25 protein-coding genes are annotated in these 24,459 nt (G+C 66.5%); 10 read left to right on the top strand and 15 right to left on the bottom strand.

The window, feature by feature from the left end:
- Positions 1–162: 162 nt before the first annotated feature.
- Complete coding sequence (locus tag FHR32_RS27090; protein WP_184757350.1) at positions 163–1,140, bottom strand: tyrosine-type recombinase/integrase; 978 nt, start codon at positions 1,138–1,140, stop codon at positions 163–165.
- A 206-nt stretch (positions 1,141–1,346) separates the two neighbouring features.
- Here FHR32_RS27090 and FHR32_RS27085 point away from each other — a divergent pair, with 206 nt between their 5' ends.
- Both FHR32_RS27085 and FHR32_RS27080 read left to right on the top strand, forming a co-directional pair.
- Entirely contained in the window at positions 1,347–1,895 is a 549-nt protein-coding gene (locus tag FHR32_RS27085; RefSeq protein WP_184753076.1) for a hypothetical protein, read from the top strand.
- A 188-nt stretch (positions 1,896–2,083) separates the two neighbouring features.
- Positions 2,084–2,863: a transposase family protein gene (locus tag FHR32_RS27080; RefSeq protein ID WP_184753144.1), complete on the top strand. Its 780-nt coding sequence runs from the start codon at positions 2,084–2,086 to the stop codon at positions 2,861–2,863.
- A gap of 100 nt (positions 2,864–2,963) precedes the next feature.
- Here the strand turns inward: FHR32_RS27080 and FHR32_RS27075 are convergent, their stop codons facing one another.
- From FHR32_RS27075 to FHR32_RS27035, 9 genes are all read right to left on the bottom strand, one after another.
- The gene (locus FHR32_RS27075; protein ID WP_246467443.1) at positions 2,964–3,233 is read right to left on the bottom strand and encodes an Arm DNA-binding domain-containing protein; all 270 of its coding nucleotides are present in this window, start codon (positions 3,231–3,233) and stop codon (positions 2,964–2,966) included.
- A complete protein-coding gene (locus tag FHR32_RS27070) occupies positions 3,230–3,415 on the bottom strand; it encodes a helix-turn-helix domain-containing protein (RefSeq protein ID WP_184757349.1) in 186 nt (61 codons plus the stop codon). The genes FHR32_RS27075 and FHR32_RS27070 overlap by 4 nt, the downstream gene beginning before the upstream one ends.
- Positions 3,412–4,782 (bottom strand): replication initiator, encoded by a 1,371-nt coding sequence (locus tag FHR32_RS27065; RefSeq protein WP_184757348.1) that lies wholly within the window; start codon positions 4,780–4,782, stop codon positions 3,412–3,414. The genes FHR32_RS27070 and FHR32_RS27065 overlap by 4 nt, the downstream gene beginning before the upstream one ends.
- Positions 4,783–4,887: 105 nt before the next feature.
- Complete coding sequence (locus tag FHR32_RS27060; protein ID WP_184757347.1) at positions 4,888–5,025, bottom strand: hypothetical protein; 138 nt, start codon at positions 5,023–5,025, stop codon at positions 4,888–4,890.
- Complete coding sequence (locus FHR32_RS27055) at positions 5,022–5,198, bottom strand: hypothetical protein (RefSeq protein WP_184757346.1); 177 nt, start codon at positions 5,196–5,198, stop codon at positions 5,022–5,024. Before FHR32_RS27055 ends, FHR32_RS27060 begins: the two co-directional genes overlap by 4 nt.
- 16 nt (positions 5,199–5,214) lie before the next feature.
- On the bottom strand, positions 5,215–5,580 hold the full coding sequence (locus FHR32_RS27050) for a hypothetical protein (RefSeq protein ID WP_184757345.1): 366 nt from the start codon (positions 5,578–5,580) through the stop codon (positions 5,215–5,217).
- Positions 5,581–5,597: 17 nt separating this feature from the next.
- Positions 5,598–6,260 (bottom strand): DUF2637 domain-containing protein, encoded by a 663-nt coding sequence (locus tag FHR32_RS27045; protein WP_184757849.1) that lies wholly within the window; start codon positions 6,258–6,260, stop codon positions 5,598–5,600.
- 86 nt (positions 6,261–6,346) lie between these two features.
- Entirely contained in the window at positions 6,347–7,723 is a 1,377-nt protein-coding gene (locus tag FHR32_RS27040; RefSeq protein WP_184757344.1) for an FtsK/SpoIIIE domain-containing protein, read from the bottom strand.
- Positions 7,720–8,076, bottom strand: a complete 357-nt coding sequence (locus tag FHR32_RS27035; protein ID WP_184757343.1) for an SCO3933 family regulatory protein — start codon at positions 8,074–8,076, stop codon at positions 7,720–7,722. The genes FHR32_RS27040 and FHR32_RS27035 overlap by 4 nt, the downstream gene beginning before the upstream one ends.
- Before the next feature lie 183 nt (positions 8,077–8,259).
- On the opposite strand from FHR32_RS27035, the gene FHR32_RS27030 reads away from it, so the two are divergent.
- The 3 genes from FHR32_RS27030 (at position 8,260) to FHR32_RS27020 (ending at position 10,532) form a co-directional block, all read left to right on the top strand.
- Positions 8,260–8,625, top strand: coding sequence for a winged helix-turn-helix domain-containing protein (locus FHR32_RS27030; RefSeq protein WP_184757342.1), 366 nt, complete (start codon positions 8,260–8,262; stop codon positions 8,623–8,625).
- Positions 8,626–8,904: 279 nt separating this feature from the next.
- Positions 8,905–9,942 (top strand): AAA family ATPase, encoded by a 1,038-nt coding sequence (locus FHR32_RS27025; protein ID WP_184757341.1) that lies wholly within the window; start codon positions 8,905–8,907, stop codon positions 9,940–9,942.
- The gene (locus tag FHR32_RS27020; protein WP_184757340.1) at positions 9,939–10,532 is read left to right on the top strand and encodes a nucleoside/nucleotide kinase family protein; all 594 of its coding nucleotides are present in this window, start codon (positions 9,939–9,941) and stop codon (positions 10,530–10,532) included. The genes FHR32_RS27025 and FHR32_RS27020 overlap by 4 nt, the downstream gene beginning before the upstream one ends.
- Before the next feature lie 466 nt (positions 10,533–10,998).
- Here the strand turns inward: FHR32_RS27020 and FHR32_RS27015 are convergent, their stop codons facing one another.
- Both FHR32_RS27015 and FHR32_RS27010 read right to left on the bottom strand, forming a co-directional pair.
- Positions 10,999–11,286: a hypothetical protein gene (locus FHR32_RS27015; protein WP_184754834.1), complete on the bottom strand. Its 288-nt coding sequence runs from the start codon at positions 11,284–11,286 to the stop codon at positions 10,999–11,001.
- Positions 11,283–11,597 carry a hypothetical protein gene (locus FHR32_RS27010; protein WP_184754835.1) on the bottom strand — a complete coding sequence of 105 codons (315 nt, stop codon included), beginning with the start codon at positions 11,595–11,597 and terminating at the stop codon, positions 11,283–11,285. Before FHR32_RS27010 ends, FHR32_RS27015 begins: the two co-directional genes overlap by 4 nt.
- A gap of 227 nt (positions 11,598–11,824) precedes the next feature.
- Here FHR32_RS27010 and FHR32_RS27005 point away from each other — a divergent pair, with 227 nt between their 5' ends.
- The 3 genes from FHR32_RS27005 to ltrA (FHR32_RS26995) all read left to right on the top strand — a co-directional run bounded on the left by FHR32_RS27005 (position 11,825) and on the right by ltrA (FHR32_RS26995) (position 16,398).
- A complete protein-coding gene (locus FHR32_RS27005) occupies positions 11,825–12,091 on the top strand; it encodes a GntR family transcriptional regulator (RefSeq protein ID WP_221465414.1) in 267 nt (88 codons plus the stop codon).
- A gap of 738 nt (positions 12,092–12,829) precedes the next feature.
- Entirely contained in the window at positions 12,830–14,221 is a 1,392-nt protein-coding gene (gene ltrA / locus FHR32_RS27000; RefSeq protein ID WP_221466229.1) for a group II intron reverse transcriptase/maturase, read from the top strand.
- Between the two features lie 785 nt (positions 14,222–15,006).
- Positions 15,007–16,398, top strand: a complete 1,392-nt coding sequence (gene ltrA / locus FHR32_RS26995; RefSeq protein ID WP_221466229.1) for a group II intron reverse transcriptase/maturase — start codon at positions 15,007–15,009, stop codon at positions 16,396–16,398.
- A gap of 242 nt (positions 16,399–16,640) precedes the next feature.
- On the opposite strand, the gene FHR32_RS26990 is transcribed toward ltrA (FHR32_RS26995), so the two are convergent.
- Positions 16,641–20,021 (bottom strand): P-loop domain-containing protein, encoded by a 3,381-nt coding sequence (locus FHR32_RS26990; protein WP_184757338.1) that lies wholly within the window; start codon positions 20,019–20,021, stop codon positions 16,641–16,643.
- 25 nt (positions 20,022–20,046) lie between these two features.
- Positions 20,047–20,409 (bottom strand): hypothetical protein, encoded by a 363-nt coding sequence (locus FHR32_RS26985; RefSeq protein WP_184757337.1) that lies wholly within the window; start codon positions 20,407–20,409, stop codon positions 20,047–20,049.
- Positions 20,410–20,613: 204 nt separating this feature from the next.
- Here FHR32_RS26985 and FHR32_RS26980 point away from each other — a divergent pair, with 204 nt between their 5' ends.
- On the top strand, positions 20,614–21,264 hold the full coding sequence (locus FHR32_RS26980) for an HAD family hydrolase (RefSeq protein ID WP_184757336.1): 651 nt from the start codon (positions 20,614–20,616) through the stop codon (positions 21,262–21,264).
- A 514-nt stretch (positions 21,265–21,778) separates the two neighbouring features.
- The gene (locus FHR32_RS43130; RefSeq protein ID WP_221465207.1) at positions 21,779–23,179 is read left to right on the top strand and encodes an IS701 family transposase; all 1,401 of its coding nucleotides are present in this window, start codon (positions 21,779–21,781) and stop codon (positions 23,177–23,179) included.
- Between the two features lie 71 nt (positions 23,180–23,250).
- On the opposite strand, the gene tnpC is transcribed toward FHR32_RS43130, so the two are convergent.
- Positions 23,251–24,210, bottom strand: coding sequence for an IS66 family transposase (gene tnpC, locus FHR32_RS26970; protein ID WP_184757335.1), 960 nt, complete (start codon positions 24,208–24,210; stop codon positions 23,251–23,253).
- Positions 24,211–24,459 lie beyond the last annotated feature (249 nt).

Here is a 24,459-nt window from a genome sequence, read left to right as displayed (position 1 = left end):
TCGCTCCCCTCCCTGAAAAGGGACTCGAACTCAAGGGGCAGGTGAGTCAGTAGTCACCGTATTGCGACCTGCGCAGGTCCCGGGCCACGTTGGTTCGAGGCCAACCAAAAGGTCTCTGATCCGGTCAGATCAGAGACCTTGGGCGAACAGGCTCTACGGGGCTCATTCGAGGGCTCTGGCGAAGATCTCAGCGGCGGCGGTTTCCGCGGAGCGGATCACGTGGGCGTATACCCGAAGGGTGATGGCCGGGTCTGCATGTCCGAGTCGAGTCGCGACTATGTGCACCGGAACGCCGGCCAGGAGGAGCGTGGTCGCGTGGATGTGCCGAAGGTCATGCAGCCGAACGTAGGGAAGCGGATGGACGGGGGCTTGATCCTTGTCCTCCGGTTCGTTGTACGCCTTGATGAGCTTGCCTGGCAGCGCCGTCACGGTGGTCGGATAGATGGCTCCGCCCCAGGCCGTCGTGAAGACATGTCCGTCCTCTTCCCCCTTCCAGGATTCGCCGCCGCGGAGCTTCTCGGCGTCCTGCGCTTCTCTGTGCTTCCGGAGGACAGCAACCGTGCCATCGTCGATGGTCACCACGCGCGTCCGGCCGCTCTTCGTGGTGCCCTCGATGTGCTCACCGTCGACTACGCCCGTTGAGCCCTTGATGGTGATTTGCTTTCCACCCAGGTCGACGTCAGGCCATCGGAGGTTTAGCAGTTCACCCCGTCGCGCGCCTGTGTAGGCGGCCAGGTGGAAGAAGGCGAACAGTCGGTGTGAACGGGCCAGCGCGAGGAACGTCCGGAGTTGAGCCGGGGTCCAGATCATGCCGGGCTCCCGCCAGTCGCCACGCGGACGCTTGGCCTTGTCGACAGGCGAGCTACTGAGGTACTCGTGAACCTCGACGGCATCACGGAAGGCCCGCCGCAGGATCGCATGCGTGTGGACGACGGTGGACACCGACAGGGGCTTTCCGCCGCGCCCGCCTCTGGCGAGCAGATCCCGGTAGAGCTTGGTGATCGTGGAGGGCCGGACCGCCTGAAGCTTCGTTTTCCCGATGTGGGGCTTGATATAGAGGCGGATGGTGATCCGGTAGTCCTCAAGCGTCCCCGGCTTGATCTCCATGGCGTGATCCTCGATCCAGTGAGCTAGTTCCATCCTGTCCTCGCAGGTCGGAGGGGGTGGCCTGGCGGTGTTGAGTGTGCTCTCTCCTGGTAGACGGCTGGGATCATGGGTCTCGATCGTCCGCCGGGGGCAAATGTGGATCTTCCGGCTTTCGTCTGCGCTGCCCGGCCTGGGGTCGTTATCGTCCGTGTCCTGGTGATCTCGCCAGGTAATCGTTGTCTTGTCGGCCGGGGGAAGCCATGTCGTCACCGCTGCTGGAGCGCATCACCATGCGCCTGGTCGCGCTGGGCACGCACGCCGATCGGTTGCGCGAGCAACTGGCCGAGACCGAAGACGAGATGGACCGGCTGCGTGTGGCCGAGCAGGTGGTCAAGGAACTCCTCGCCGACGATCCCGCCGAGCAGCTCAACGCACCCGGCGAGCCCGGCGGTGAGCCGACGCCGTTCTACCAGGTGATGCTCACCCCAGCCCAGGCAGCAGAGCAGGCCTCCCAGGGGATAGAGCTGCGCCCCATACCCGTACCCGTACCCGCGTCCGTGCCCGTGCCCGGCGGTTTGCTGATCCCGCACCGTCACCACGCTGCCGGCACTGATGAGCTGCCCGCCGACTACCAGGCGCTACTGGCCGCGGTACGCGCCGCCGACGGCCCCCTCATCTGCAAGGCGATCTGCGCCCAGCTCAGCCTTTCCACCGAATCGGGGCAGGTCGAAGGCGTGCGGGCCAAGCTGAACCGGCTGGCCGAGCGGGGCTGGCTGCGCAAGACCCCCAGCGGCGCGTTCGCCCCCTGACCTCGGGCGGCCCACTGCGCCCACTGCCGCTTCCCGCAGCCCCTGGCCAGGCCCTGCCCGGGTGAAACATCCCGAGCGTGTCCCCGGCGGGGGCCTGGCGGCGTGTGACCACAACCAAAACCACGACATCGACAACGTCGAAGGCTTCGACGTCCGCCGAAGACACGCCCTCGCCTGTCTACTCCTGCATGCTGCCGCTGTCCACCCAAACCCTCACCTTCCTGGCCGACCTGCTGCGCGCTCATCTCAAGACCATCGGCTCGCGCTGGCGGAAACTGCCCGCCGGGAAGATCGCCACCATCGTGCTGGCCGTCTTACGCCATGACCAGCGCCTGGCCGACATGGCCGGCGCCAACAACGTCTCGGCCTCCACCGTGCGACGCTGGATGCTGGAGACCGTCGAACTGCTCGCCGCCCGCGCACCCCGCCTGGACCGCGCCCTGAAGAAGATCGCCAAAGCCGGTGGTGAGGTCGTCCTGCTGGATGGCACCCTGATCCGCACCCGCCGCCGCACCGGAGCCGACAACCGCAGGAACTACTCGGGCAAGCACAAGGCCCACGGGCTGCTCGTGGTGGCGCTCACCGACACCCGCGGCAACCTGCTGTGGGTCTCCGCCGTCCGGCCTGGTCGCGCATCGGAGATCACCACCGCCCGGCACAACCGCCTCACCGCCCGCCTGCGCAAGGCCGGGCTGGGCGCTATCGCCGACCTCGGCTTCGTCGGCCTGGACGACGATGACGACAATCCGGTCATCATCACCGGCCGCAAAGCCACCCGCGGCAGGCCCCTCACCCCCGCGCAAAAGCAGGTCAACCGGCTCATCAGCGCCGAACGCGCCCCCGTCGAGCACGGCTTCGCCACGTTGAAGGCCTGGCGCATCCTCACCAAGCTCCGCCTGGACGCCATCCACGTCACCAAGCTGCTCCGCGCGCTGATGGTCCTGGCCATCACCGAACACACCCGCTGACCGATGATCACCCACCATGATCAGTACCCACCACCAGCCAGAGCATGCCCTCAACGGATCACACCAGGCCCCTGACCAGCAACTTCAAGTTGGAACGATCTCAATCATCGAGGTACTCGCTCACGGTGATCTCGTTCCGGTCGACGTACTCGCCGCGCCGAGCGTTCACGCGTGCCTCGTCACGAGCAGCCTTGGCAGCTTCCTCAGTGGCGAAGCCACCCACCCACTTCGGCTTGCTCTCGCCCGTCTCTGGATCCTTGACGCGGATCACGTAGGACCAGGTGGTTCCGCGCTTCATGACGCCGTCGCGGAGCTTGGGCGCGCTTTTCTTGTTCGGCTTGTCAGAGGTGTCGGCGAGGGGCTTGGTCATGCCGCACGCTCCGCCGAGGTCAGGCCAGTGATGTAGTCCTGCAGAGCCGAGACCGGGATCCGCCGGGAGCCGTCGATCCGGACCGAGGCGACCGCGCCGGAGGCGATGAGCTGGTAGAGCTTGCTCCGGGAGACCGCCAGGGCAGCCGCAGCTTCGGGAACGGTGAGAAGGAGCCGTGTCATGAGCCACCCCCGGGCAAGGTGGACAGACGGTTTCCGGTAAGGGCGCTTACCAAAAGGGCGTCGCCTGCCGAGTGGCCCTGTCCGGCGTACTCCCAGTGCGAGACGATGAGGACGGTGTCCTCGTCGAAGAGCGGTAGTCGACCGGTGGTGATCGCTTCCCCGCGCATGTACTCGGTGCGGGCGGCGCGGATCTCGCCGAGGGTGGTGGAGTAGCGGCGGCTCTTGGTGGAGAAGTGGCCGCGGAACCCAAGCATGTTCGCCCATTTGATGAGCCGGAACTCGGTCAGTTCGTCGAAGGCACCCAAGCGCAGGCACTCGGCGATGAGCCGCCGGGCGTGGTCGCGAATCGGCAGGGCGGTCAGATCGTCGAGGGGATTGATCCGCCGATCCAGGGTGCCGACGCACTCGGCGGCTTTGGTGGCATATTTGGCGATGTAGGCGGCTACGGCCTGTTCGGTGAGGTCGCCGGTCATGGTGATCTCGCGAACGTCGAGTTGAGCGCCCCATTGGAAGGCCCGCGCGGGTTCGCCAGGTACCGCAGGGACGGTGATCGCGACGGCCGAGGCGGCGTGCTGCACGGCATCGGTCAGCAGGTCGGCTGTCGCCCAGGCCGGTGGAGGTGTAGCCGGCCCCTCGGGGCCGTCGACGCGGATGGCTGCGTGGAAGTGGACGACGCCGCGCCGTTGGTACTCGGCGACTTTGGCGAAGGAGATCACGGCCTGTTCCCGTAGCTCCCGCTGCGTCAGCCCGGCGTTCTTGGCGACGCGTCGGCGAAGAGCTTCGGTGAAGCGCCGCCACAACTCCGGGGACATCGCGTTGAACAGCACCGAGCCCGCGTAGTCATAACAGTCCGGGCAGAGTGGTTCACCAAGGCGACTTTCGTCGGCCCCGTGCCGAGCGGTGCATGACATGACACGCCCGTGTGGGCAGGTGGCCGCATCGCGTCGCGCGTGACACGGCAGGACGGTGCCGTTCTTCTCCCGCCGGGTGTGGACGGTACCGAAGGACGGAGCGGTGAGGGTGACGAACAGGCAGGGGTGCGCGGTGACCGACTCCGGGACGCCCTTGCCGCCTACCAGACCGGCGCGGATGAGTTGGTAGGTGTCAGCCCGGTAGGTCTCGGCGCAGGCCGGGCAGCGCGAGGCGCGCCGGGTCTTGCACGGGACGCGAAGGACACCGTCCGGTTCGCCCGTGGTGCTGTAGCTGTGCAGACGGTTCCCGGTGGCGGGGTCGAGGTGGTCGACGCGGCCCCGCAGGTGGATCGGTTGGCGGCAGCCACCGGTGGCGCGGACTTGGAAGGCCCAGCGGGCGTATTGGGGGTCGTGGAGCCGGGTGATGAGTCCGGCTACGGCGTAGGTGCTTGGCATGATGGGTGGGTCCCTTCCGGGCTTTTCGGGGTTCGGTGCGGGATGGCCCCCGACGTGGCGGACGTCTTGGCGGATGTGTGGTCACGCCGGGGGCGCCGAAGGCTCTCAGCAGAAGCCGAGGCCTTCGCAGTGCGGGCAGGTTGGGCCGTAGCTGTCGACGCCGGTTCCTCCGCAGTGGCAGCACAGCCACCGCTTCGGGGCGATGTCGACGGACGAGGCGTGGTCGTCAGGGGCGTCGGTCATGTGATCCATCTCCTTGCGTGGGGTTTGGGGGCGGTGTCGATGAACACGCGCCAGGTGTAGGGGCGTCTGTGGCGTGGCCGGATCGGCGAGATGGAGCCGATCGGGAGGATCGTGCGGATCTTGTTGACGGTGTAGGCGATTTCGGCATAGGTGCCGTCGATACGGATGCGCATGGGGGTCTCCTTCAGATCAGGCGGCGCGAGTCGAGGTGCTGGGGGCGGAGGTGACGGGGTCGGGGTCGATGCAGCCCGCATACGAGGTGTCGGCGACATGCCGGGCGCGGGAAGCGGCGGGGATGCCTACGGCGGTGTACTCGACCGGTCCGAAGGTGACGACGGCCCGGTAGTGGCCGTGGTCGGGGTCGTCTGCGTCGGTCTCGGTGCCGAGGAGCGCGGCGATGGTGTCGATCTCGGCGCGGATCTCGGTGTCGGTGCCACGGGCGAAGTAGTGGAGTCCGGAGAAGTCGGGGACGGGAATCTCGGGGTTGGCTTCCAGGAAGGCGGCCAGGTCGTGCAGGCCCTTGATGAGGGCGGCGCGGGGGGCGGTGGCGGTCATGGGGGTTCTCCTTGTGTTCAGGCGGGTTCGGGGCTGTCGCGTAGGGCGTGCAGGAGGTCGGAGGCGAGTTGGCTGGACACCCCGAGTCGGGCGCGCAGGGTGTCGCGGGTGATGGGCTTGCCGTGCCGGGCGTGGTGTTCGTCGGCGATGCGGCGCGCGTAGTCGACGAGCGCGCCCGCCGGTCCGGCGTCGTTCTGGCCGTTCTCGGTGCCGTGCTGCGGTCCGTTCTGGCCGGGTGCGGCGAGGCCGGTCAGCGGAACGACGGTGACGGGTTCTGCGGCGGTCTCCGGTACGGCGTCCGGGACGGGGACGAGCGCTCGGGACGGCTCAGGACGAGGTTCGGTGGCGCGGCGCTCCAGCATGGAGACGGCGATCAGGAACGCGCCGGCCGGGGTCGCGGCGGTGATCCAGCCCCAGGCGGAGGGTTCGGCTTGAGCGAGGTTCGCGGCCAGCGACAGGACGATCCCGCCGACGAGGACGAGGGTGGGCCAGGAGATCCAGCCGTCCCGCTGGCGTCCGGTCTTCTTGTCGCGTTGGCGTTCTCGGGCGGCCATGACGCAGGTGAGGTCGACGCAGATGGCCACGGCCCAGGCCATCGGTCCGGATTGCCCGTGTTCGGTGGCGGTGTCGCGGATGTGGGTGAAGCTGCCCGCCCCGGCAATCACGGCGAGGATCAGCATCGGTGTGGAGTCGGCCAGCCGTACGGCCAGTCGGGGCGCGGTCGTGGTCACGGTGGGGCCTCCTTCCAAGGGGTCGCGAGGGGCGGTCAGGCGGCGAGTTCGGGAGCGTCGTCGTGGAGCGGGAGCTCGTGGCCGAGGCCGGAGGCGGCGACCTGGTTCCACGAGGGGGTCATGTCGGCGTAGGTGCCAGCGGCGTGTTCGGCGGCGGTGGTGGAGACGTAGCCGGACCGGGCGCGATACCAGCGACCGTCGGAGCCGGTGATCACGGCCACGCCAGGCAGTTCCGGGGCAATGGAGCGGGCGGCTACCAGGGCGTCGGGATCGAGGTCGCCGAGCGTCATCACCGCGGTTTCGGGGTCGTTGACCCGGTGGCAGACCCGCCCGCCGATCTGAGCACGGAGCGCGGTGACGCCGGGGCCGAGATCGGAGCCGATCCGCTGACCGGACAGCACCAGGTGGATGCCGAAGGCGCGGCCGAGCTGAGCGATGCGCAGCAGCGCGGTAGCAGTCCGGGTGACCTGATCCTTCTCAGCCTTGTCCGCAGTCAGGTACAGCTCTGCCAGCTCATCCACCAGGACCACGACCGGGATGGGACGGGCGGCGTCCGGGAGTTGCCAGATGTCGCGCACCCCGGAGCGGCGGCAGGCGAGCATTCGAGCACCCATCACCGCGATCAGGTCACTGAGCAGGTCGAGGCACTCATCGCGGCTGGTGGCCAGCGCGGTCAGCCGGGCGGCATAGGCCGACAGCTCCACCCCGCCTTTGAGGTCGAAGCCGACCAGGGCGACCGGTTGCGGGGCCAGGCCGACGATGAGCGCGTTGATCAGGTTGGACTTGCCCGATTGGGTGGCGCCGGCGTTCATCCAGTGCGGGATGAGCCGTAGGTCCATCCGCCAGGCCGCGCCGGTTTCCAGCACCCCGACGATGGGCCGCAGCAGATCATCGGCCCGCCAGCCGTCGCGCGGCTCAGCCGGAGGCGTGGCGGGCGCGACGTGGGTTAAGGGGTCGCGGGTGATGCCTTGGAGGGTGACGCGGCCGGGCCGGGAGCCGACGACGCGGACCGCTTCGATTCGCCAGGCGTGCGCGAGGCGTTCGCAGACCTTGGCGTAGTCGTCGGGTACCCGGCCGTCGAGGAGGTGGAAGGTGATGCGGAAGCCGTGCCGCACCGGCCGGGGCAGGCCCATCCAGGGCTTGGTGTCGACGGCGACCCGTTGGAAGCGCCGCTTGACCTGCACGACGCCGGTGGAGGCGACGAGGCCGGGGACGGTGGTGAACCACCAGCGGTGCCGCTTCTTGGTCAGCCCGCAGCCGGAGGCCACGTGCCGCCAGGTCCAGCGCAGCCAGACGGCTTTACGGGGAAAGACGAGGACGTACCAGTAGGAGAGCGGAGCCCAGCGCCGCCAGGCGATCAGCACGAGCAGGGCGGCGAGGACCTTGAGTAACGGGTGGCCGAGGTCGATCACAGGTCCGCCCCCGTTCTGACCGAGGGGGCGGAGGGGGTGGAGCCGGCGGGGAGGAAGGAGGTGGCCCGGTAGGAGATGCCCCAGCGTCCGCCCTGTTCCCAGACGTAGCCGACCAGGCCGACCGGGACGATCTCCTCTCCGGCGATGACCTGCGGTTCGGGGGTGGTGCTGACCTTGACCAGTTCCATCCGGCCGAAGTCGTCCTCGAACAGCAGGGTGAGTTCGTACATGACGTTGCCGTCCTTGTCGCGCTTGATCTCGCCGGTGTCCTTGTTGACGAGGCGGGGCTTGGCGGGCTTGACGCAGGTGATCTGCAACTTGGTGACGTCGACGGGGATAGGGATGGTGCGCATGGTGATCGTGTCCTCTGCTAGATAGAAGTCTTGGAATACATAGAATACTTGGCATTCTAAGCTGTCAATGGGTTCTTCGACGGCTTGGTTGGTTTCTTTACCTGGGTGTGCTCAACTGGAAGCGAAACAAAGTGGAGCAAGACGAAGCACCGCGAAGCGAGACGAAGCGAGACGAAGCAGATAATGGTGGAGAAGACCGGCCGACCGGCCTACCTGCAGATCGTCGACGAACTACGCGGCCAGATCCGCACCGGCACCCTCACCCCCGGCACGGCCCTGCCATCCATCGCCCAACTGGGCGAGCGCTTCGACGTCTCCGCCAGCGTCGTCAAAGCCGCAATCAGCGTGCTGCGCACCGAAGGCCTCGTGATCGGCCAGCAAGGCAAAGGCGTCTTCGTCCGCGACACCCCCGCCGAGACCACCGAACCGGAGACCTCCGGCGCGACCGCGGAGATCCTGGACCAACTCGCCCTGATGCGCCAGGGCATCAAGGAGTTGGGGGATCGGCTCGTCGCTCTGGAGGCGGCAGTCTTCGAAGAACAACGGTGATCTCACCGAGCCGGCACGCCAACTCATCCAGCTCTGCCCGGATCGCGGTCAATTCCCAGATGATCCGCTGGGGGTCCACGTTCATCGCCTACTCCCTTGCCCTGCGGTGTCTTTCGCCTTTCGGCGTTACCTAATTCCACCGTGAGCTGCGGGTTTCCGGTATCACGCTGAGCTGGTTAAGCTTCTGCAGTTGCTTTCAACGACCAATTACATAAGCGTTTTCACATGCACGACCGCACACCGCGCACCACCCCCACAGCGTGAAGGCGAAGGTATGCAATGAAGACGACCCAGCGCCCCGGCTGGACCCCCTCCCGCCTGCGGGAACACCGCGAAGCCCACGGCCTGACCCTGGAGGCCGCAGGCGAACGGCTCCGCCAGGCCGCCGCCCGCCACGGCCTGAGCGTCCCCGCGGGCAGTCTCCAAACCCTGTGGGGACACGAGCACGGAACGACGTTCCCCGGCCCGCATTACCGGCGCGCTTACTGCCTGCTCTATGAGACCACCGAGCCCGAACTCGGCTTTCGTCCCGCTCTGCCCGGTGAATCACAGAAAGCGGAAATCGTGATTTCCGATTTGCCTGCACCCGCTGATCCCGACGCCGACAACGCCGCCGCCCAGGTCATCGAAGCAGCCTTCACCAAGGTCTCCATCGGCGGCATCACCTCGGGCGATTCCCCACCGGCTCTGTTGCGCGGCCGGGTGGTCGACGCCTGGCGCCGACGCCACGGCGGAGGCAGCCCCAAACCCATCCTCGTCCTGGTCGGCGGATACGCCGGATCCGGCAAGACCGAGTTCTCCCGCTTCCTGTCCGACATCACCGGCTGGGCGTTCCTGGACAAGGACTCCCTGACCCGGTGCATCGTCGAGCGGTTGCTCGTCTCCCTCGGCGGCGACCCGCACGACCGCCACACCGACCTGTATCTCAAAGAGGTCCGGCCCTTTGAGTACCGGTGCCTGATGGAGACCGCGTGGGACAACCTCAAGGTCGGGACCTCGGCCATCTTGTCCGCGCCGTTCATCGCCGAGTTGAAGGATGAGGCGTGGTTCACCCGCCTGGAGAACCGGTGCGCGGCCAAGGGCGTCGACGTGGCGGCGATCTGGGTCCGCTGCGACACCGAGTCCATGCGCGAATACATCGAGTTCCGCGGAGCCGCCCGCGACGCGTGGAAGCTGGACAACTGGGAGCAATACGCGGAGAGTCTCCAAGTCGAGGTCAGCCCGCCCACGGCTCACGTCACGGTCGACAACCGACTTGGTGCGGCGATCAGCCTCGCCGACCAGACCCGCGAAGCCCTCAAGCGGATCCTCACGTGAGAACACAGGGGATCGTTCTGTATGGCCCGCCGGCCAGCGGCAAGGACACCATCACCGCCGCCCTCACCCAGGCCGATCCGCAGTTCGTGCTGCTGCCCAAGCTCAAGGTCGGCACCGGCCGGGCACACGGGTATGAGTTCGTTAGCGCCGAGCACCTGGACAAGCTTCGTGACGCGGGGCGGCTGCTGGTAGAGACCCGCCGCTACGGCAACGTCTACGCCGTCGACCGCCAGGCGATCGAAGACCGGCACGCCGCCGGTTACGTGCCCGTCGCTCATATGGGCAACATCCGTGACCTGCGCCAGCTCATCGGCACGGTTCCCGACTCCTGGCTTCGCGTGCTGCTCTGGGTGCCGCGCGAGGTCACCGAACAGCGCTCCCACGCCCGCGGGGACGTCGACACCGGCAAGCGCCTGACCGCATGGGATGAGACCCTCGCCGACATGGAGGCCAACACCGACGCCGGGTTCTTTCATCTGCGCATCCACACCGACCGACTCAGTGCCGACGCCGCAGCCGAGGAGATCATGGGTGCCTACGACCGGCTACGGGCGGCCATACTTCCTCGGGAGGGGGTATGCCCCCCGTGAGCCGAGCCGCGATGTCCGGCGGAATCAGATCCAGCCGCCACCAGGTCCCGCAGCCGACGCACTCAGCTCCCGTCCCCATCCCTTGGGGATTCGACGTCCAGCGCACCGAGCCGTGGAGACACCGGCCATGGGGGAGCCGGTCGACCGCCGACAGGACCATCAACTGTTTCCGCCTCCTCTCGGTTCTCCGCGCTGATGCTGACCATCGCGTTGTCCGTGCATCCCCGCCCCTGACAGCAGTGGAGGCCGTGTCTTCCCGAGGCCAACTCCGTCTGTGGGGGTTGGGTGGGATGAACGGTGTCCGTCAGGGGGTGGACAGACACCGCCAACGGAGCCGGCCTCTTGATCGGGTCACGACACGGGGCCGCTGTCTGGGGCGGGGGAAGAGTGGGCCAGGAGTCACCCGGTTGACTCCTGGCAGGCGGGGCGGTGCGCGTCCCTCCAGATCCCGCACCGCCCCGCCCGTTTAACGGGCGCTTCCGGACAGCAGCGCCGTCCAGGTCGCCCGGGCTTCAGTGATGGGCATGGGAGAGGTCTCGTGGATGTCGGGCCCGCTGTCGAGTTGGACCGTCCGCCGCAGGAACGCACGGCCTCCGCCCACGCACAGCTCGTACACCGTGGCCCGGCACCAGCAGGTCCAGGCCACCGGCCGCGCCCGCTCCAGCGACGGATACGGACGCTGCCACACCAGCCGCACATGCACGCGTTGGAGCATCGCCACATGCGGACTCACGCACTCATCCAGGACGATCACGGCGGGTTCTCCCTGGAGCGCTTGTGCTTCCTGCGGAGATCGCTGTAGCGGAAGGCGAGCCGGCGAGCGGCCCGAGCGGGGTCTATCGCCGGATGCCAGGCGTAGGTGAACCGCTGCCGTTGATCGTCCCAGCCGGTTCGCCACCAGAAACGCTCTCCGTCGCACCAGACGACAAGGCCGATCCAGACCGACACCAGCGCCAAGCCATGCCCGGCGTAGACATCGGCCGCGATCTCATGCCTGTCCAGGGCCTTACGGAGCTCCTCGGCCGCATCCACCGGCTCCACGTCACCAAGGAAGGTCGCGGTCATGCCTCACCCCCTGCCGTGTCTGTCATCCGTTTTATGCCATTTCAGCCTCTAAGGTCGGAACTGTCCGAGGAGAGCGGCAAGTTCGGAAGCCTCCGCCTATCCCTCGGACGTGGTCCCTCGTCGTCAGCCATGTCCGCATCATAATCACACCATGCTGTAGTACACCATAGAACACCGCAGTATGTGTTGGTGGAAGGGTCTGCACTGTGGGCTTCTAGCGTGTTCTCATGACGGAGCTGCGCGACGATCTGCCCAGGTGGCGACAGGTGCGAGACATCATCGTCCAGCGCATCGAGACGGGCCAGTACAAGTCCGGCCAGCGAATCCCCTCGGTCGTCGATTTGACCCAAGAGTTCGGGATTGCCACCCAGACCGCGCAGAAGGTTATGAACGCTCTTCGCAAGGATCGATGGATTCGGACCGAGCGTGGCATGGGCAGTTTCGTCACCACCGTCGAGGAGCGCACAGCCGAGGCCGGCGACACTTCCAAGTAGCCACTATGGCTTCAAGATCATCATAGCTCGCTCGCTCCGGATGAGAACTTTCTCTACGTCTTTAAAGGTGCGCCGTGCGGCGCACCGGTTCGCGAGGAGGTGAAAGACCCTCTCCTTCGTCCTGTCGTAGCAGGGTGGGGTAGCTGAGGGCAGTCTGACCCGGGTGGTGCCGGGGAGGGCGGGAGCAGCCCTGACAAAGCCGGGACGTGCCAGTACTGCCAGATGGTGCGGGTCCGGCGAGCGAGGTGGAAAGGAGTACGCGAGGAACCGGCGTCTTTACGTCCTTCAACACGTAGTACCGGCTCAAATCTGGTGGATATGGGCCGGGCGCGGTGCGTCCCGTCGTCTGCTTGAGCGGCGGGAACTTCCGGGAAGGGATCCTTAACCAGTCCCGGGAGGTCATGGGGAAGGACTGCGGCGTACCCATGACGAGGCCGCTGGGACAGAGTCGGGCTCCTCCTCCACCCAACGAATCGGTGTGAACACGGGAACCGCCTGGTCGCGACTCCCGAAGGGCAGACAGCCAGTCCGCCTATCGGGATAGATGCACCGACCGTCGAACGGGCCGGGCGGGGCGGAGCCGTCGTAGTAGTCCGAGGCCGGGAGAGCCGGTCACATGGCGAAGGACGGCAGCGGTTTTGTGAAGGGATGGAGGCTGTAATGCCGAAAGACGCACCGCCGAATGGTGGTGCCTGGCCGGATGAGGTCCCCAAGGGGCCCCGACGGCAGGTATCGGAGATGCAGGCCAAGCTTCACCGTTGGGCAACGGCCGATTCTGGCCGCCGTTTCGACGATCTGTTCAACCTCGTGCACGACCCGGCGACGCTGCTGATGGCGTTCGAGCGGGTCGCGGGCAACATGGGAGCCCGCACTCCCGGCGTGGATGGCCTGACGGTCGCCCAGGTCGAGGAGTACATCGGAGTTTCCGGGTTCCTGGATGACCTGCGTGCTCAACTCAAGACGGGCACGTTCCGTCCGCTACCGGTACGGGAACGTCTGATCCCCAAGCCCGGTGGAGCTGGAAAACTCCGCCGTCTGGGGATTCCCACGGTGGCCGACCGGGTCGTCCAGGCCGCGCTGAAGTTGGTGCTGGAACCCATCTTCGAGGCCGGCTTCTTGCCGGTCTCCTACGGGTTTCGGCCCCGGCGACGCGCGCAGGACGCGATCGCTGAGATCCACTACTTCGGCACCCGCGGCTACCGCTGGGTGCTGGACGCGGACATCGAGGCGGCCTTCGACAACGTCGCGCATCCACCGGTGATGGACCGGATACGCGCCCGCGTGAAGGACAAACGCGTACTGGCGCTGGTCAAGGCGTTCCTCAAAGCCGGGATTTTGACCGAACTCGGCGAACACAGGGACACCCCGACCGGCACCCCGCAAGGGGGCATCCTCTCACCGCTGATCTTCAACATCGCCATGTCGGCGCTCGATGAGCACCTGCACGGTCCTTGGAAAGACGGCGGGACGATGAGCACCCTTGGCCGACGGGCCTACCGTCGTCGCCATGCCATGCCGAACTGGCGTCTCGTCCGCTACGCGGACGACTTCGTCGTACTCGTTTTCGGCGCCCGCGAGGACGTCCAGGCCCTACACGAGGAAATCACCCACGTGCTCGCCTTCCTGGGACTACGGCTCTCACCAGCCAAAACCAGGATCGTGCACATGAGCGAGGCGTTCGACTTCTTGGGATTCCGCCTCCAGTGGCGTCGCAAGCAAGGCACCAACAAGTGGTACGTCTACACCTTCGTCTCCCACCAGGCCATCCGGACGGTCAGAGCGAAGATCCGTGCCCTCACGCCCAGAACGTCGCAGCAGGACCTGCAATCAGTGTTGAGGAGACTCAACGCGATCACCCACGGGTGGGCCTCCTACTTCAAGCACGCCGTCGCCCAACGCACCTTCGACAGTCTGGACCACTTCACCTGGTGCAGAGTGATCAGGATGCTCTGGAAACGACACCGCTGGACGTGGAGCGACATCCGCCGTCGATACACCACACCCATTGGGCAGTGGCTACCCATCACGGCGGGCGGGACCGAATTGAAACGAGTCGCGGCAATACCGATCACCCGGTACCGCTACCGAGGCAACAAGATCCCCAACCCCTGGACTCCTGCCCACACCTAACGGCAAAGACCGTGGAGAGCCCGGTGCGATGAAAGTCGCACGCCGGGTTCGGCGAGCGGCCTGGGGAAACGGACCGAAGGCAACTTCGACACCGCGCCCCAGGCCGACTCAACGGTGCGCCGTGCGGCGCACCGGTTCGCGAGGAGGTGAAAGACCCTCTCCTTCGTCCTGTCGTAGCAGGGTGGGGTAGCTGAGGGCAGTCTGACCCGGGTGGTGCCGGGGAGGGCGGGAGCAGCCCTGACAAAGCCGGGACGTGCCAGTACTGCCAGATGGTGCGGGTCCGGCGAGCGAGGTGGAAAGGAGTACGCGAGGAACCGGCGTCTTTACGTCCTTCAACACGTAGTACCGGCTCAAATCTGGTGGATATGGGCCGGGCGCGGTGCGTCCCGTCGTCTGCTTGAGCGGCGGGAACTTCCGGGAAGGGATCCTTAACCAGTCCCGGGAGGTCATGGGGAAGGACTGCGGCGTACCCATGACGAGGCCGCTGGGACAGAGTCGGGCTCCTCCTCCACCCAACGAATCGGTGTGAACACGGGAACCGCCTGGTCGCGACTCCCGAAGGGCAGACAGCCAGTCCGCCTATCGGGATAGATGCACCGACCGTCGAACGGGCCGGGCGGGGCGGAGCCGTCGTAGTAGTCCGAGGCCGGGAGAGCCGGTCACATGGCGAAGGACGGCAGCGGTTTTGTGAAGGGATGGAGGCTGTAATGCCGAAAGACGCACCGCCGAATGGTGGTGCCTGGCCGGATGAGGTCCCCAAGGGGCCCCGACGGCAGGTATCGGAGATGCAGGCCAAGCTTCACCGTTGGGCAACGGCCGATTCTGGCCGCCGTTTCGACGATCTGTTCAACCTCGTGCACGACCCGGCGACGCTGCTGATGGCGTTCGAGCGGGTCGCGGGCAACATGGGAGCCCGCACTCCCGGCGTGGATGGCCTGACGGTCGCCCAGGTCGAGGAGTACATCGGAGTTTCCGGGTTCCTGGATGACCTGCGTGCTCAACTCAAGACGGGCACGTTCCGTCCGCTACCGGTACGGGAACGTCTGATCCCCAAGCCCGGTGGAGCTGGAAAACTCCGCCGTCTGGGGATTCCCACGGTGGCCGACCGGGTCGTCCAGGCCGCGCTGAAGTTGGTGCTGGAACCCATCTTCGAGGCCGGCTTCTTGCCGGTCTCCTACGGGTTTCGGCCCCGGCGACGCGCGCAGGACGCGATCGCTGAGATCCACTACTTCGGCACCCGCGGCTACCGCTGGGTGCTGGACGCGGACATCGAGGCGGCCTTCGACAACGTCGCGCATCCACCGGTGATGGACCGGATACGCGCCCGCGTGAAGGACAAACGCGTACTGGCGCTGGTCAAGGCGTTCCTCAAAGCCGGGATTTTGACCGAACTCGGCGAACACAGGGACACCCCGACCGGCACCCCGCAAGGGGGCATCCTCTCACCGCTGATCTTCAACATCGCCATGTCGGCGCTCGATGAGCACCTGCACGGTCCTTGGAAAGACGGCGGGACGATGAGCACCCTTGGCCGACGGGCCTACCGTCGTCGCCATGCCATGCCGAACTGGCGTCTCGTCCGCTACGCGGACGACTTCGTCGTACTCGTTTTCGGCGCCCGCGAGGACGTCCAGGCCCTACACGAGGAAATCACCCACGTGCTCGCCTTCCTGGGACTACGGCTCTCACCAGCCAAAACCAGGATCGTGCACATGAGCGAGGCGTTCGACTTCTTGGGATTCCGCCTCCAGTGGCGTCGCAAGCAAGGCACCAACAAGTGGTACGTCTACACCTTCGTCTCCCACCAGGCCATCCGGACGGTCAGAGCGAAGATCCGTGCCCTCACGCCCAGAACGTCGCAGCAGGACCTGCAATCAGTGTTGAGGAGACTCAACGCGATCACCCACGGGTGGGCCTCCTACTTCAAGCACGCCGTCGCCCAACGCACCTTCGACAGTCTGGACCACTTCACCTGGTGCAGAGTGATCAGGATGCTCTGGAAACGACACCGCTGGACGTGGAGCGACATCCGCCGTCGATACACCACACCCATTGGGCAGTGGCTACCCATCACGGCGGGCGGGACCGAATTGAAACGAGTCGCGGCAATACCGATCACCCGGTACCGCTACCGAGGCAACAAGATCCCCAACCCCTGGACTCCTGCCCACACCTAACGGCAAAGACCGTGGAGAGCCCGGTGCGATGAAAGTCGCACGCCGGGTTCGGCGAGCGGCCTGGGGAAACGGACCGAAGGCAACTTCGACACCGCGCCCCAGGCCGACTCAACCGATCCGCCTGCGGCGTCTCGCCGCGCGTCGGGCGGTCGCTGGCCGCGCTGCGGCTCTTCGGCCGGTCGCGGCCAGCACCGCCCACGCGCCATTCGCCCTTAACGAGCCTGCTGAGCTTCGAAGATTCTTTATCGTGGCTTGTGATCAGCCTGCTCTATGGCTTGTGCAAGTCGGCAAACTGCGGCCGGTTCAACCTTTACGACGCTGTTGAGTAGATAAACATGGCTCAACCTACTCAGTCCCCACGCGAGTAGTTGACGATTTTGGGATACGTCGTTGTGCCTCACGATTGAGGCAATGGCCTGCGCTTGATAGTGGGGGTCGGTGATGGTGCGGGCTATGGTCTCGGCTTGTTCGTGTTGACCTGCACCGGCCAGCGCCTCCACCAGTGCCGCCAACGCCTGCGCTTGATAGTAGGGGTCGGTGATGGTGCGGGCTATGGTCTCGGCTTGTTCGTGTTGACCTGCACCGGCCAGCGCCTCCACCAGTGCCGCCAACGCCTGCGCTTGATAGTAGGGGTCGGTGATGGTGCGGGCTATGGTCTCGGCTTGTTCGTGTTGACCTGCACCGGCCAGCGCCTCCACCAGTGCCGCCAACGCCTGCGCTTGATAGTAGGGGTTGGTGATGGTGCGGGCTATGGTCTCGGCTTGTTCGTGTTGACCTGCACCGGCCAGCGCCCTCACCACCATCGCTAACGCCTCCACTTGATCGTAGGGGTCGGGGATGGTGCGGGCTATGGTCTCGGTTTCGTGGGCGAGTGTTCGTGCCCGATCGTGTTGACCCGCATGGGCCAGTGCCTTCACCAGTGCCGTCGACGCCAGGGCTTGAGCGCGGGGGTTGGTGATGGTGCGGGCTATGGTCTCGGCTTGTTCGTGTTGACCTGCATCGGCCAGCGCCCTCACCACCATCACCAACCCCCCCAATTGATGGTCGGGGTCGGGGATGGTGCGGGCTACGGTCTCGGTTTCGTGGGCGAGCGTCCGTACCCGATCGTGTTGACCTGCATCGGCCAGCGCCCTCACCACCATCGCCAACGCCTCCACTTGATCGTAGGGGTCGGGGATGGTGCGGGCTATGGTCTCGGTTTCGTGGGCGAGTGTTCGTGCCCGATCGTGTTCACCCGCACTGGCCAGCGCCTTCACCAGTGCCGTCGACGCCAGGGCTTGAGCGCGGGGGTCGGGGATGGTGCGGGCTATGGTCTCGGTTTCGTGGGCGAGTGTTCGTGCCCGATCGTGTTCACCCGCACTGGCCAGCGCCTCCACCAGTGCCGCCAACGCCTGCGCTTGAGCGCGGGGGTTGGTGATGGTGCGGGCTATGGTCTCGGCTTGTTCGTGTTCACCCGCATGGGCCAGTGCCTCCACCAGTGCCGTCGACGCCAGGGCTTGAGAGTTGGGGTCGGTGATGGTGCGGGCTATGGTCTCGGCTTGTTCGTGTTCACCCGCATGGGCCAGTGCCTTCACCAGTGCCGTCGACGCCAGGGCTTGAAGGGAGGGGTTGGTGATGGTGCGGGCTATGGTCTCGGTTTCGTGGGCGAGTGTTCGTGCCCGATCGTGTTCACCCGCACTGGCCAGCGCCTCCACCAGTGCCGCCAACGCCTGCGCTTGAAGGGAGGGGTTGGTGATGGTGCGGGCTATGGTCTCGGTTTCGTGGGCGAGTGTTCGTGCCCGATCGTGTTCACCCGCACTGGCCAGCGCCTCCACCAGTGCCGCCAACGCCTGCGCTTGAAGGGAGGGGTTGGTGATGGTGCGGGCTATGGTCTCGGTTTCGTGGGCGAGTGTTCGTGCCCGATCGTGTTCACCCGCACTGGCCAGCGCCTCCACCAGTGCCGCCAACGCCTGCGCTTGAAGGGAGGGGTTGGTGATGGTGCGGGCTATGGTCTCGGTTTCGTGGGCGAGTGTTCGTGCCCGATCGTGTTCACCCGCACTGGCCAGCGCCTCCACCAGTGCCGTCGACGCCAGGGCTTGAGCGCGGGGGTCGGGGATGGTGCGGGCTATGGTCTCGGTTTCGTGGGCGAGTGTTCGTGCCCGATCGTGTTCACCCGCACTGGCCAGCGCCTCCACCAGTGCCGCCAACGCCTGCGCTTGATAGTAGGGGTCAGTGATGGAGCGGGCCAAGGCTTCAGCACGAACGGTGTTACCCAGCCGCGCCCATACTGCGGGTAACCCGGTCGGGAGCATCGCGTTGCGCTCGGCCAACCGATCGCGGGTATGGGCAAGCAGCAGCATCACCGAAAGATCCGGCTCCTCCTGCCCACAGATCACCGCCTGACAGGCCGTGATCTCAGCCAACGCCGCAGCATCACCCCCACTGATGTCCATCATCCGATCAAGCCGCGCCCCATCGATCGCGCACGCCACCATCCGCTCCAGATCGCCCACCGACCCCAGCAACCGGTGATAACCCCGCAACAGATACTCCGGCGTCTCGGCCGGCCACCCCCGATCCCGATAACCCTGCGCCCACGCATGAATCCGGTCACGACACCCCGACAGCATCCGCTCCCCCAGCGACTCCACCGCGGCGGCGTGAAGCTCCTCATGCGCCAGCACGAACACCCGCGCCCCCGTACCCGGCCGCCACCGGCTCTCCCGACCGGTAAACGTCCGCCCAGACACCGCGTGCAACCACCTACGCACCACACCCGCCGGCGACCCGGTCAGCTCCGCCAGATCCCCAACGCTCAGACCACCACCCGCGGCCACCAACAACCCCAACAGGTCACGCCCGGCAGCAGCCCCATGCAGCACATGCTCCAGCTCACGCTCAGCGTCATCACGGATGACCTGCGCCGCAGCCGACGGCGCCAACGCCCGTACGATCCGCGCATCCCGCAACGGATGCCCCACCGGCACATCCGACGGCACCGGAGGGTTAGGCCGCCCAGCCACCACCACCCGCAACCCCTCCACCACCACCGACGGCAACAACGCCGCGATACTGTACGCCCCCGGCCCGACCGTCACCCCCCGATCCTCATCCAGCCCATCCACCACCAACACCAACCGCTCACCCGCCCGCACACACGCCTGAGCGGCCTCCTTCAACAACCGGTTGAACCACCCCTGCTGCGTCGCCGCCCCCAGCAACGGCGGCAGCGACTGCCCCAACAGCCCCGCCAACTGCGGCAACACCACATCCAAGAACGCCTGACGATCACTCTGCCCCGCATACCGGGCCGTGATAAAGAACGACACTACCCGCACCCCGACCGGGGGATGCAACACCAGCGTCGCCATCAACGCCGACTTACCCGCCCACGCCGGCCCCTGCCACCACACATAACCCGAACCGCCCTCACCCAAGCAGAACGCCGCCAGCTCGGCCAACTCCTCAGCGCGACCCTCCAACCTCCACGGGAAGATCTGCTCAACCTGCTCCAGATACGCCGACCGCGCCACCGGCTCCCGATAGACATCCCCGATATGGATACCCGTGTTGGCATACCCGCCCGACTCGGCCGACGCCGTCCCGCTCTCCCGGACACCGCCCTTCCAGCGCCCGCCGTCCATACCCGCGCCTGCCCTTCGAACGGCGTCAGTTCAACCGGATACCGGAGTTGGCATCGCCCTCACCCGACGCTTTGGCGTCCCCGCTTCTGTGCACCACCACATCTCCGGGAACAGCTCCGGACTTGCCCACCACGCCGGTGTTCGCATCCCCCGCCCCTGCCCCCGAAGCCGTCGCCGTCCCCGTCTTCCTGACACGCACCCGGCCGCCACCAGCCGAGACCGCAGGCCAGCTCGCCCACACCGCCACCCCGACCGCCGCCAGCCCTGCCAGCGCCGACACTGCCGTCGCGACCTTGTTCGCGCTCTCCCACTGCAGCCAGATCAGCATTACGGCTACACCGGCCACCAGTACAGCCGTTCCCACCAGAACCCACCGCCGAGCCGTCATCCCCGTATTGTCCTCCAACAGAGCGTTACAACACATAGCAATTCACATATCGGCCGCCGCGAGATCACAAGAAGCTGCCGCGCCGCTTCCGGTGCTCGGGCCTGGCGGCCCTGCGCTCCGGATCGGCTTGCCACCGGATGACCTCATAGTCTCGCCGTCCAAACACAAACGAGCAGGGAAATGTCCCCAAGTAAGCTGGCAGTCGTGCAGAGGCTCGCGCTCTTCGACCTGGACAACACGCTCATCAACCTGGATGAGGCATTCCAGGTATGGGCGGGGGAATTCGCCAAGAAACACGACTTAGGCGGTGAGGCGGTTGATTGGTTGATCGCTCTCGACCGGGCCGGCTACCCGCACCGTGAGGCATTCTTCACCAAGGTCCGTGATCGCTTCACCCTGCCTGAGTCGGTCGACGATTTGTGGAGCCGTTACCGCCAGCGCATGCCGTACCTCGTTCGCTGTCGACCCGAGGTGATGGACGGGCTGTCTCGACTCCGGGCGTCGGGCTGGAAGGTGGCGATCGTCACCAACGGCACCGCGGACAACCAGCTCGGCAAGATCCAGCGGACGGGACTGGCCGAGGCCGTCGACGCCTACGCGCTCTCAGGGGTCGACGGCATCCGCAAGCCCGATATCGGTTTGTTCGAGGTCGCGGCCAAGCGCTGTGGCGCGGTGCTGGCCGACGGGGGATGGATGATCGGCGACCACCTCGTTGCCGACATTGGCGGAGGACGCGCAGCCGGTCTGCGCACCATCTGGGTCGACCGACAGACCTGGCCGAACCAGGAGCATGAGGCGGACCACGTCGTCACGGACGTGCTGCAGGCGATGGAGATCCTGCACGCGGTTCGATGACCGATTCGAAAGCGGGAAAGACACAAATGCCAATCTTGCTAATGCGGATGCTAACAACAGGCTTGGACAGACCTGGACGACCATGGACTGAGGGACCTTATGAACCCCACCCGAGCAGGCCCAGAAGACGGCTGTGGACGGTCCTGGACGATCGTGTTCTAACTCGTAATGAAGGGGTCTGGGATTCGATTCCCAAGGCAGTTCCAGATCAGAGGATCTCCCGGTCAGTCCGGGAGGGTCTCTGTGTCCGTACTGATCAAAAGATGTGGGCTTGCCATGAGGACGGGTACCTGATAGCGACCGTTTGTCCAGGTGACAGCTTTGAAGGGTGAGGTACCCCGCTTCTATCGGGGTACCTCACCCTTCAACTGTCACCAGGGTGAACAGTGCCCGGAAAGGGCATCACGTTACGTCACGCCTGCATTTCTTGATCAGTAACGGTGGTTCGTTGGATCAAGAATGATGCCGGGTATCGCCTTATTAATGCTCGTTCGAGCGTTTCAGGGGGTGGGTGATGACCGCTCGTCTGCCGTGCCCGGTGGCGCCTGGTCCGCTGGAAGAGTACGCGGCGTGTTTCGATGATCTGTTCTCCGCGCTCGGGCAGCGGCGCGGGTTTCGCGAGTATCTGGCCGGGCTGTTGCTGCCTCGCGAGCGCAACAAGACGCTGACCTGCCTGGCCGGGGCCGAACCCGTGGTGGGAATCAATGATCCGGCGGTGCAGCGGCTGCAGTACTTCCTGTCGGAATCGGTGTGGAACCCCGAGGCGGTCAACGACCGGCGGGTGGCGTTACTGCGGGCCGATCCGGCGGTTGCGCCGCACCGGGGCGGGGTGTTGGTGATCGACGACAGCGGCGACCGCAAAGACGGGCACGCCACCGATCACGTGTCCCGTCAGTGGCTGGGCCGGCTCGGTAAGACCGACAACGGGATCGTCACCGTCACCACTTTATGGGCTGATGAGCGGCTGTATGTGCCGCTGCACGCCCAGCCGTACACGGCGGCGTGTCGCCTGCCGGGCGGCACGGCGGATCCGAACTTCGCCACCAAACCGAAGATCGCCGCACGGTTGGTGGCCAAGGCGCTGGAGGCCCAGATCCCCTTCACCGCGGTGGTGGCCGACTGTGCCTACGGCGACAATGACGACTACCGCCGCGAGCTACGGCAGCTGGGGCTGGCGTATGTGCTGGCGCTCAAGCGGCGCAAGGGCCTGTGGGCGCCCGCCTCCGCCGATCACACCCCGGTCGAGGCCGCCTGTGCCCTGGTCTGGGGCGGGCCGGAGCATCCCGGCGACTGGACGCGTGTGCAGCGCCGTTTCCGTGACGGCCACACCGAGATCTGGTGGGCGGCTGATGCCTCCTTGGGTCCGTGGGGTCCCGATGAGCCCTACCGGCTGGTGATCGCCACCACCGATCCGGCGATGCTGCCGGATGCGAGCACCTGGTATCTGACCACCAACCTGCGCCGTCCCGGCGGCTACGCCGCCGACTCCCCGCACCCGCCGGCCGACCTCGCGCACATCGTGCGTCTGTACGCGCTGAGATCATGGATCGAGCAGGGCTACAAGCAGGTCAAAGACGAGCTCGGCTGGGCCGATTTCCAGGTCCGTTCCTCCCTGGCGATCCGCCGTCACCAGACGCTGGTGATGGCCGCGTTCTGCTTTTGCTGGCACACCTGGCTGGCCGGAAGCGGCCTGCCCGATGGCGCCGTGGGTCCGGGCGATGAACCGCTCCCCTCACCGGGTGAGAATCATTCCAACGGTGGCCAGACCGTCGAGGATCGGGGGGAAAATCAGCTCCGACACCCAGCTCAGGCCGTCTTGGCCGTCAGCGCTGCGCCACGTGCGCGGCTGGCTCACCCCTTGGACACGGCTCCAGCGCTACTGGCGTGCCTGGTCCAACGCGCCCCCGCCCCCTGAGCTCCAGCGTCTACTCGCTACCGTCGGGTAAGCAATCAGAAGGTTCTGTGACGCTGCGTGATACGCGCTGATCAGGCGTTGAGTGCGACGGGGGGCATCCAGAGGTTGCCGGTGAAGGCGCGGTGGATCGCTTCGAAGGCACTCAGCCCGTGCTTGCGGGCACTGTCGAGGTAGGAGCGGACGGTCAGCCAGTGCGCGGCGCCGTCTTCGGATTGATGGCAGCCGGAGATCTTCACCTGGGTCTTGACCGGGCGGAGCGCGCGCTCGCCCGTGTTGTTCGTGAACGGCACCCAGCCGGGGAAGTCGGCGAAGCGCAGCACGTCAGCCGCCCGGTCTCGCAGGCGTTCCAGCAGGTTGCGGGCCGGGGCCTGTTTCCGTCCCGGCGCGCGGGGATGCAGCGACAGCCCGACCGCGATCCCGTGGTGGAAGGATTCGAGGTAGATCCGCGACCGCTCGGGCGGGATCTCGGTCAACCCACTCTCACGGGCCTTGACGGCCTGCTTGTTCAACTCGGCCAGCGCCCAGCGGATCTGTACCGGCCACCGCTGGCCGGGATGGTCCTCTGCCGCGGCGGTCAGCTCTCTGACCAGGTGGGCACCGCACAGTTGATGCCTGGCGTGCGGGTAGCCGTTGTAGAGCGACAGCGAGTCGTGCACCAGCACCCCGCGGAACTCGGGCAGAATGCCGAGGGAGTTGGCACCCTGGCGGGAGCGTTCGCCCAGACCGAGCAGGGTCAAGGTGTTCGTGCAGGCCACGTGCAGCCAGCGCCGCCCGGCCCCGATCCGGGTGGTGGTCTCATCGACATGCAGCACGTGCGCCAGCGTCAGGAGCGCGCGGATCACCTTGATGCCGTCGGCGACCAGGGTGGCGGCCTCGGCCAGGATCGACGACACCCAGCCCGGCGAGACCCGGGCTCCGGTGACGTCAGCGATCAACTGGGCGCAGCGTTCCACCGGCACGTGCTGGAACACCAGCAGATAGGCGGCCAGTGCTCGCAGATTCGGCCCGTACGACGATGGCGCGCCTGCCACTGGCTAGGACGGCTTCAGCTGGCCCCATTTGACGGCTTGACCTGGACCCATTTGTTGATCACTGAGTGAAAACATGGCGGCTTGAAATGGCCCCACCCCAGGCAGGCAGGCGGCGAGATGATCGTGCGGTCTGTGGTCTCGGGGGCTGCCGCCCCCGAACCCCTGCCCCGCGAGGGCATCGCCCGCCCGCCGGGCGCGACGGCGGGCGTGGTGGGGCGGGGCGGGCGATGCCCTCGCCTCGATGCGCGG

Source organism: Streptosporangium album (assembly GCF_014203795.1).
Taxonomy (GTDB): domain Bacteria; phylum Actinomycetota; class Actinomycetes; order Streptosporangiales; family Streptosporangiaceae; genus Streptosporangium; species Streptosporangium album.
The sequence above is the reverse complement of the archived record's forward strand: the minus strand, read 5'-3'. Positions and strand labels throughout refer to the sequence as shown.

What these genes read in the sequence shown, in the direction of transcription:
- FHR32_RS27090 (WP_184757350.1), bottom strand. Translation starts at nt 1,140, where the DNA reads ATGGAACTAGCTCACTGGATCGAGGATCACGCCATGGAGATCAAGCCG.
- FHR32_RS27085 (WP_184753076.1), top strand. Translation starts at nt 1,347, where the DNA reads ATGTCGTCACCGCTGCTGGAGCGCATCACCATGCGCCTGGTCGCGCTG.
- FHR32_RS27080 (WP_184753144.1), top strand. Translation starts at nt 2,084, where the DNA reads ATGCTGCCGCTGTCCACCCAAACCCTCACCTTCCTGGCCGACCTGCTG.
- FHR32_RS27075 (WP_246467443.1), bottom strand. Translation starts at nt 3,233, where the DNA reads ATGACCAAGCCCCTCGCCGACACCTCTGACAAGCCGAACAAGAAAAGC.
- FHR32_RS27070 (WP_184757349.1), bottom strand. Translation starts at nt 3,415, where the DNA reads ATGACACGGCTCCTTCTCACCGTTCCCGAAGCTGCGGCTGCCCTGGCG.
- FHR32_RS27065 (WP_184757348.1), bottom strand. Translation starts at nt 4,782, where the DNA reads ATGCCAAGCACCTACGCCGTAGCCGGACTCATCACCCGGCTCCACGAC.
- FHR32_RS27060 (WP_184757347.1), bottom strand. Translation starts at nt 5,025, where the DNA reads ATGACCGACGCCCCTGACGACCACGCCTCGTCCGTCGACATCGCCCCG.
- FHR32_RS27055 (WP_184757346.1), bottom strand. Translation starts at nt 5,198, where the DNA reads ATGCGCATCCGTATCGACGGCACCTATGCCGAAATCGCCTACACCGTC.
- FHR32_RS27050 (WP_184757345.1), bottom strand. Translation starts at nt 5,580, where the DNA reads ATGACCGCCACCGCCCCCCGCGCCGCCCTCATCAAGGGCCTGCACGAC.
- FHR32_RS27045 (WP_184757849.1), bottom strand. Translation starts at nt 6,260, where the DNA reads ATGCTGATCCTCGCCGTGATTGCCGGGGCGGGCAGCTTCACCCACATC.
- FHR32_RS27035 (WP_184757343.1), bottom strand. Translation starts at nt 8,076, where the DNA reads ATGCGCACCATCCCTATCCCCGTCGACGTCACCAAGTTGCAGATCACC.
- FHR32_RS27030 (WP_184757342.1), top strand. Translation starts at nt 8,260, where the DNA reads ATGGTGGAGAAGACCGGCCGACCGGCCTACCTGCAGATCGTCGACGAA.
- FHR32_RS27025 (WP_184757341.1), top strand. Translation starts at nt 8,905, where the DNA reads ATGAAGACGACCCAGCGCCCCGGCTGGACCCCCTCCCGCCTGCGGGAA.
- FHR32_RS27010 (WP_184754835.1), bottom strand. Translation starts at nt 11,597, where the DNA reads ATGACCGCGACCTTCCTTGGTGACGTGGAGCCGGTGGATGCGGCCGAG.
- FHR32_RS27005 (WP_221465414.1), top strand. Translation starts at nt 11,825, where the DNA reads ATGACGGAGCTGCGCGACGATCTGCCCAGGTGGCGACAGGTGCGAGAC.
- ltrA (WP_221466229.1), top strand. Translation starts at nt 12,830, where the DNA reads ATGCAGGCCAAGCTTCACCGTTGGGCAACGGCCGATTCTGGCCGCCGT.
- ltrA (WP_221466229.1), top strand. Translation starts at nt 15,007, where the DNA reads ATGCAGGCCAAGCTTCACCGTTGGGCAACGGCCGATTCTGGCCGCCGT.
- FHR32_RS26990 (WP_184757338.1), bottom strand. Translation starts at nt 20,021, where the DNA reads ATGGACGGCGGGCGCTGGAAGGGCGGTGTCCGGGAGAGCGGGACGGCG.
- FHR32_RS26985 (WP_184757337.1), bottom strand. Translation starts at nt 20,409, where the DNA reads ATGACGGCTCGGCGGTGGGTTCTGGTGGGAACGGCTGTACTGGTGGCC.
- FHR32_RS43130 (WP_221465207.1), top strand. Translation starts at nt 21,779, where the DNA reads ATGACCGCTCGTCTGCCGTGCCCGGTGGCGCCTGGTCCGCTGGAAGAG.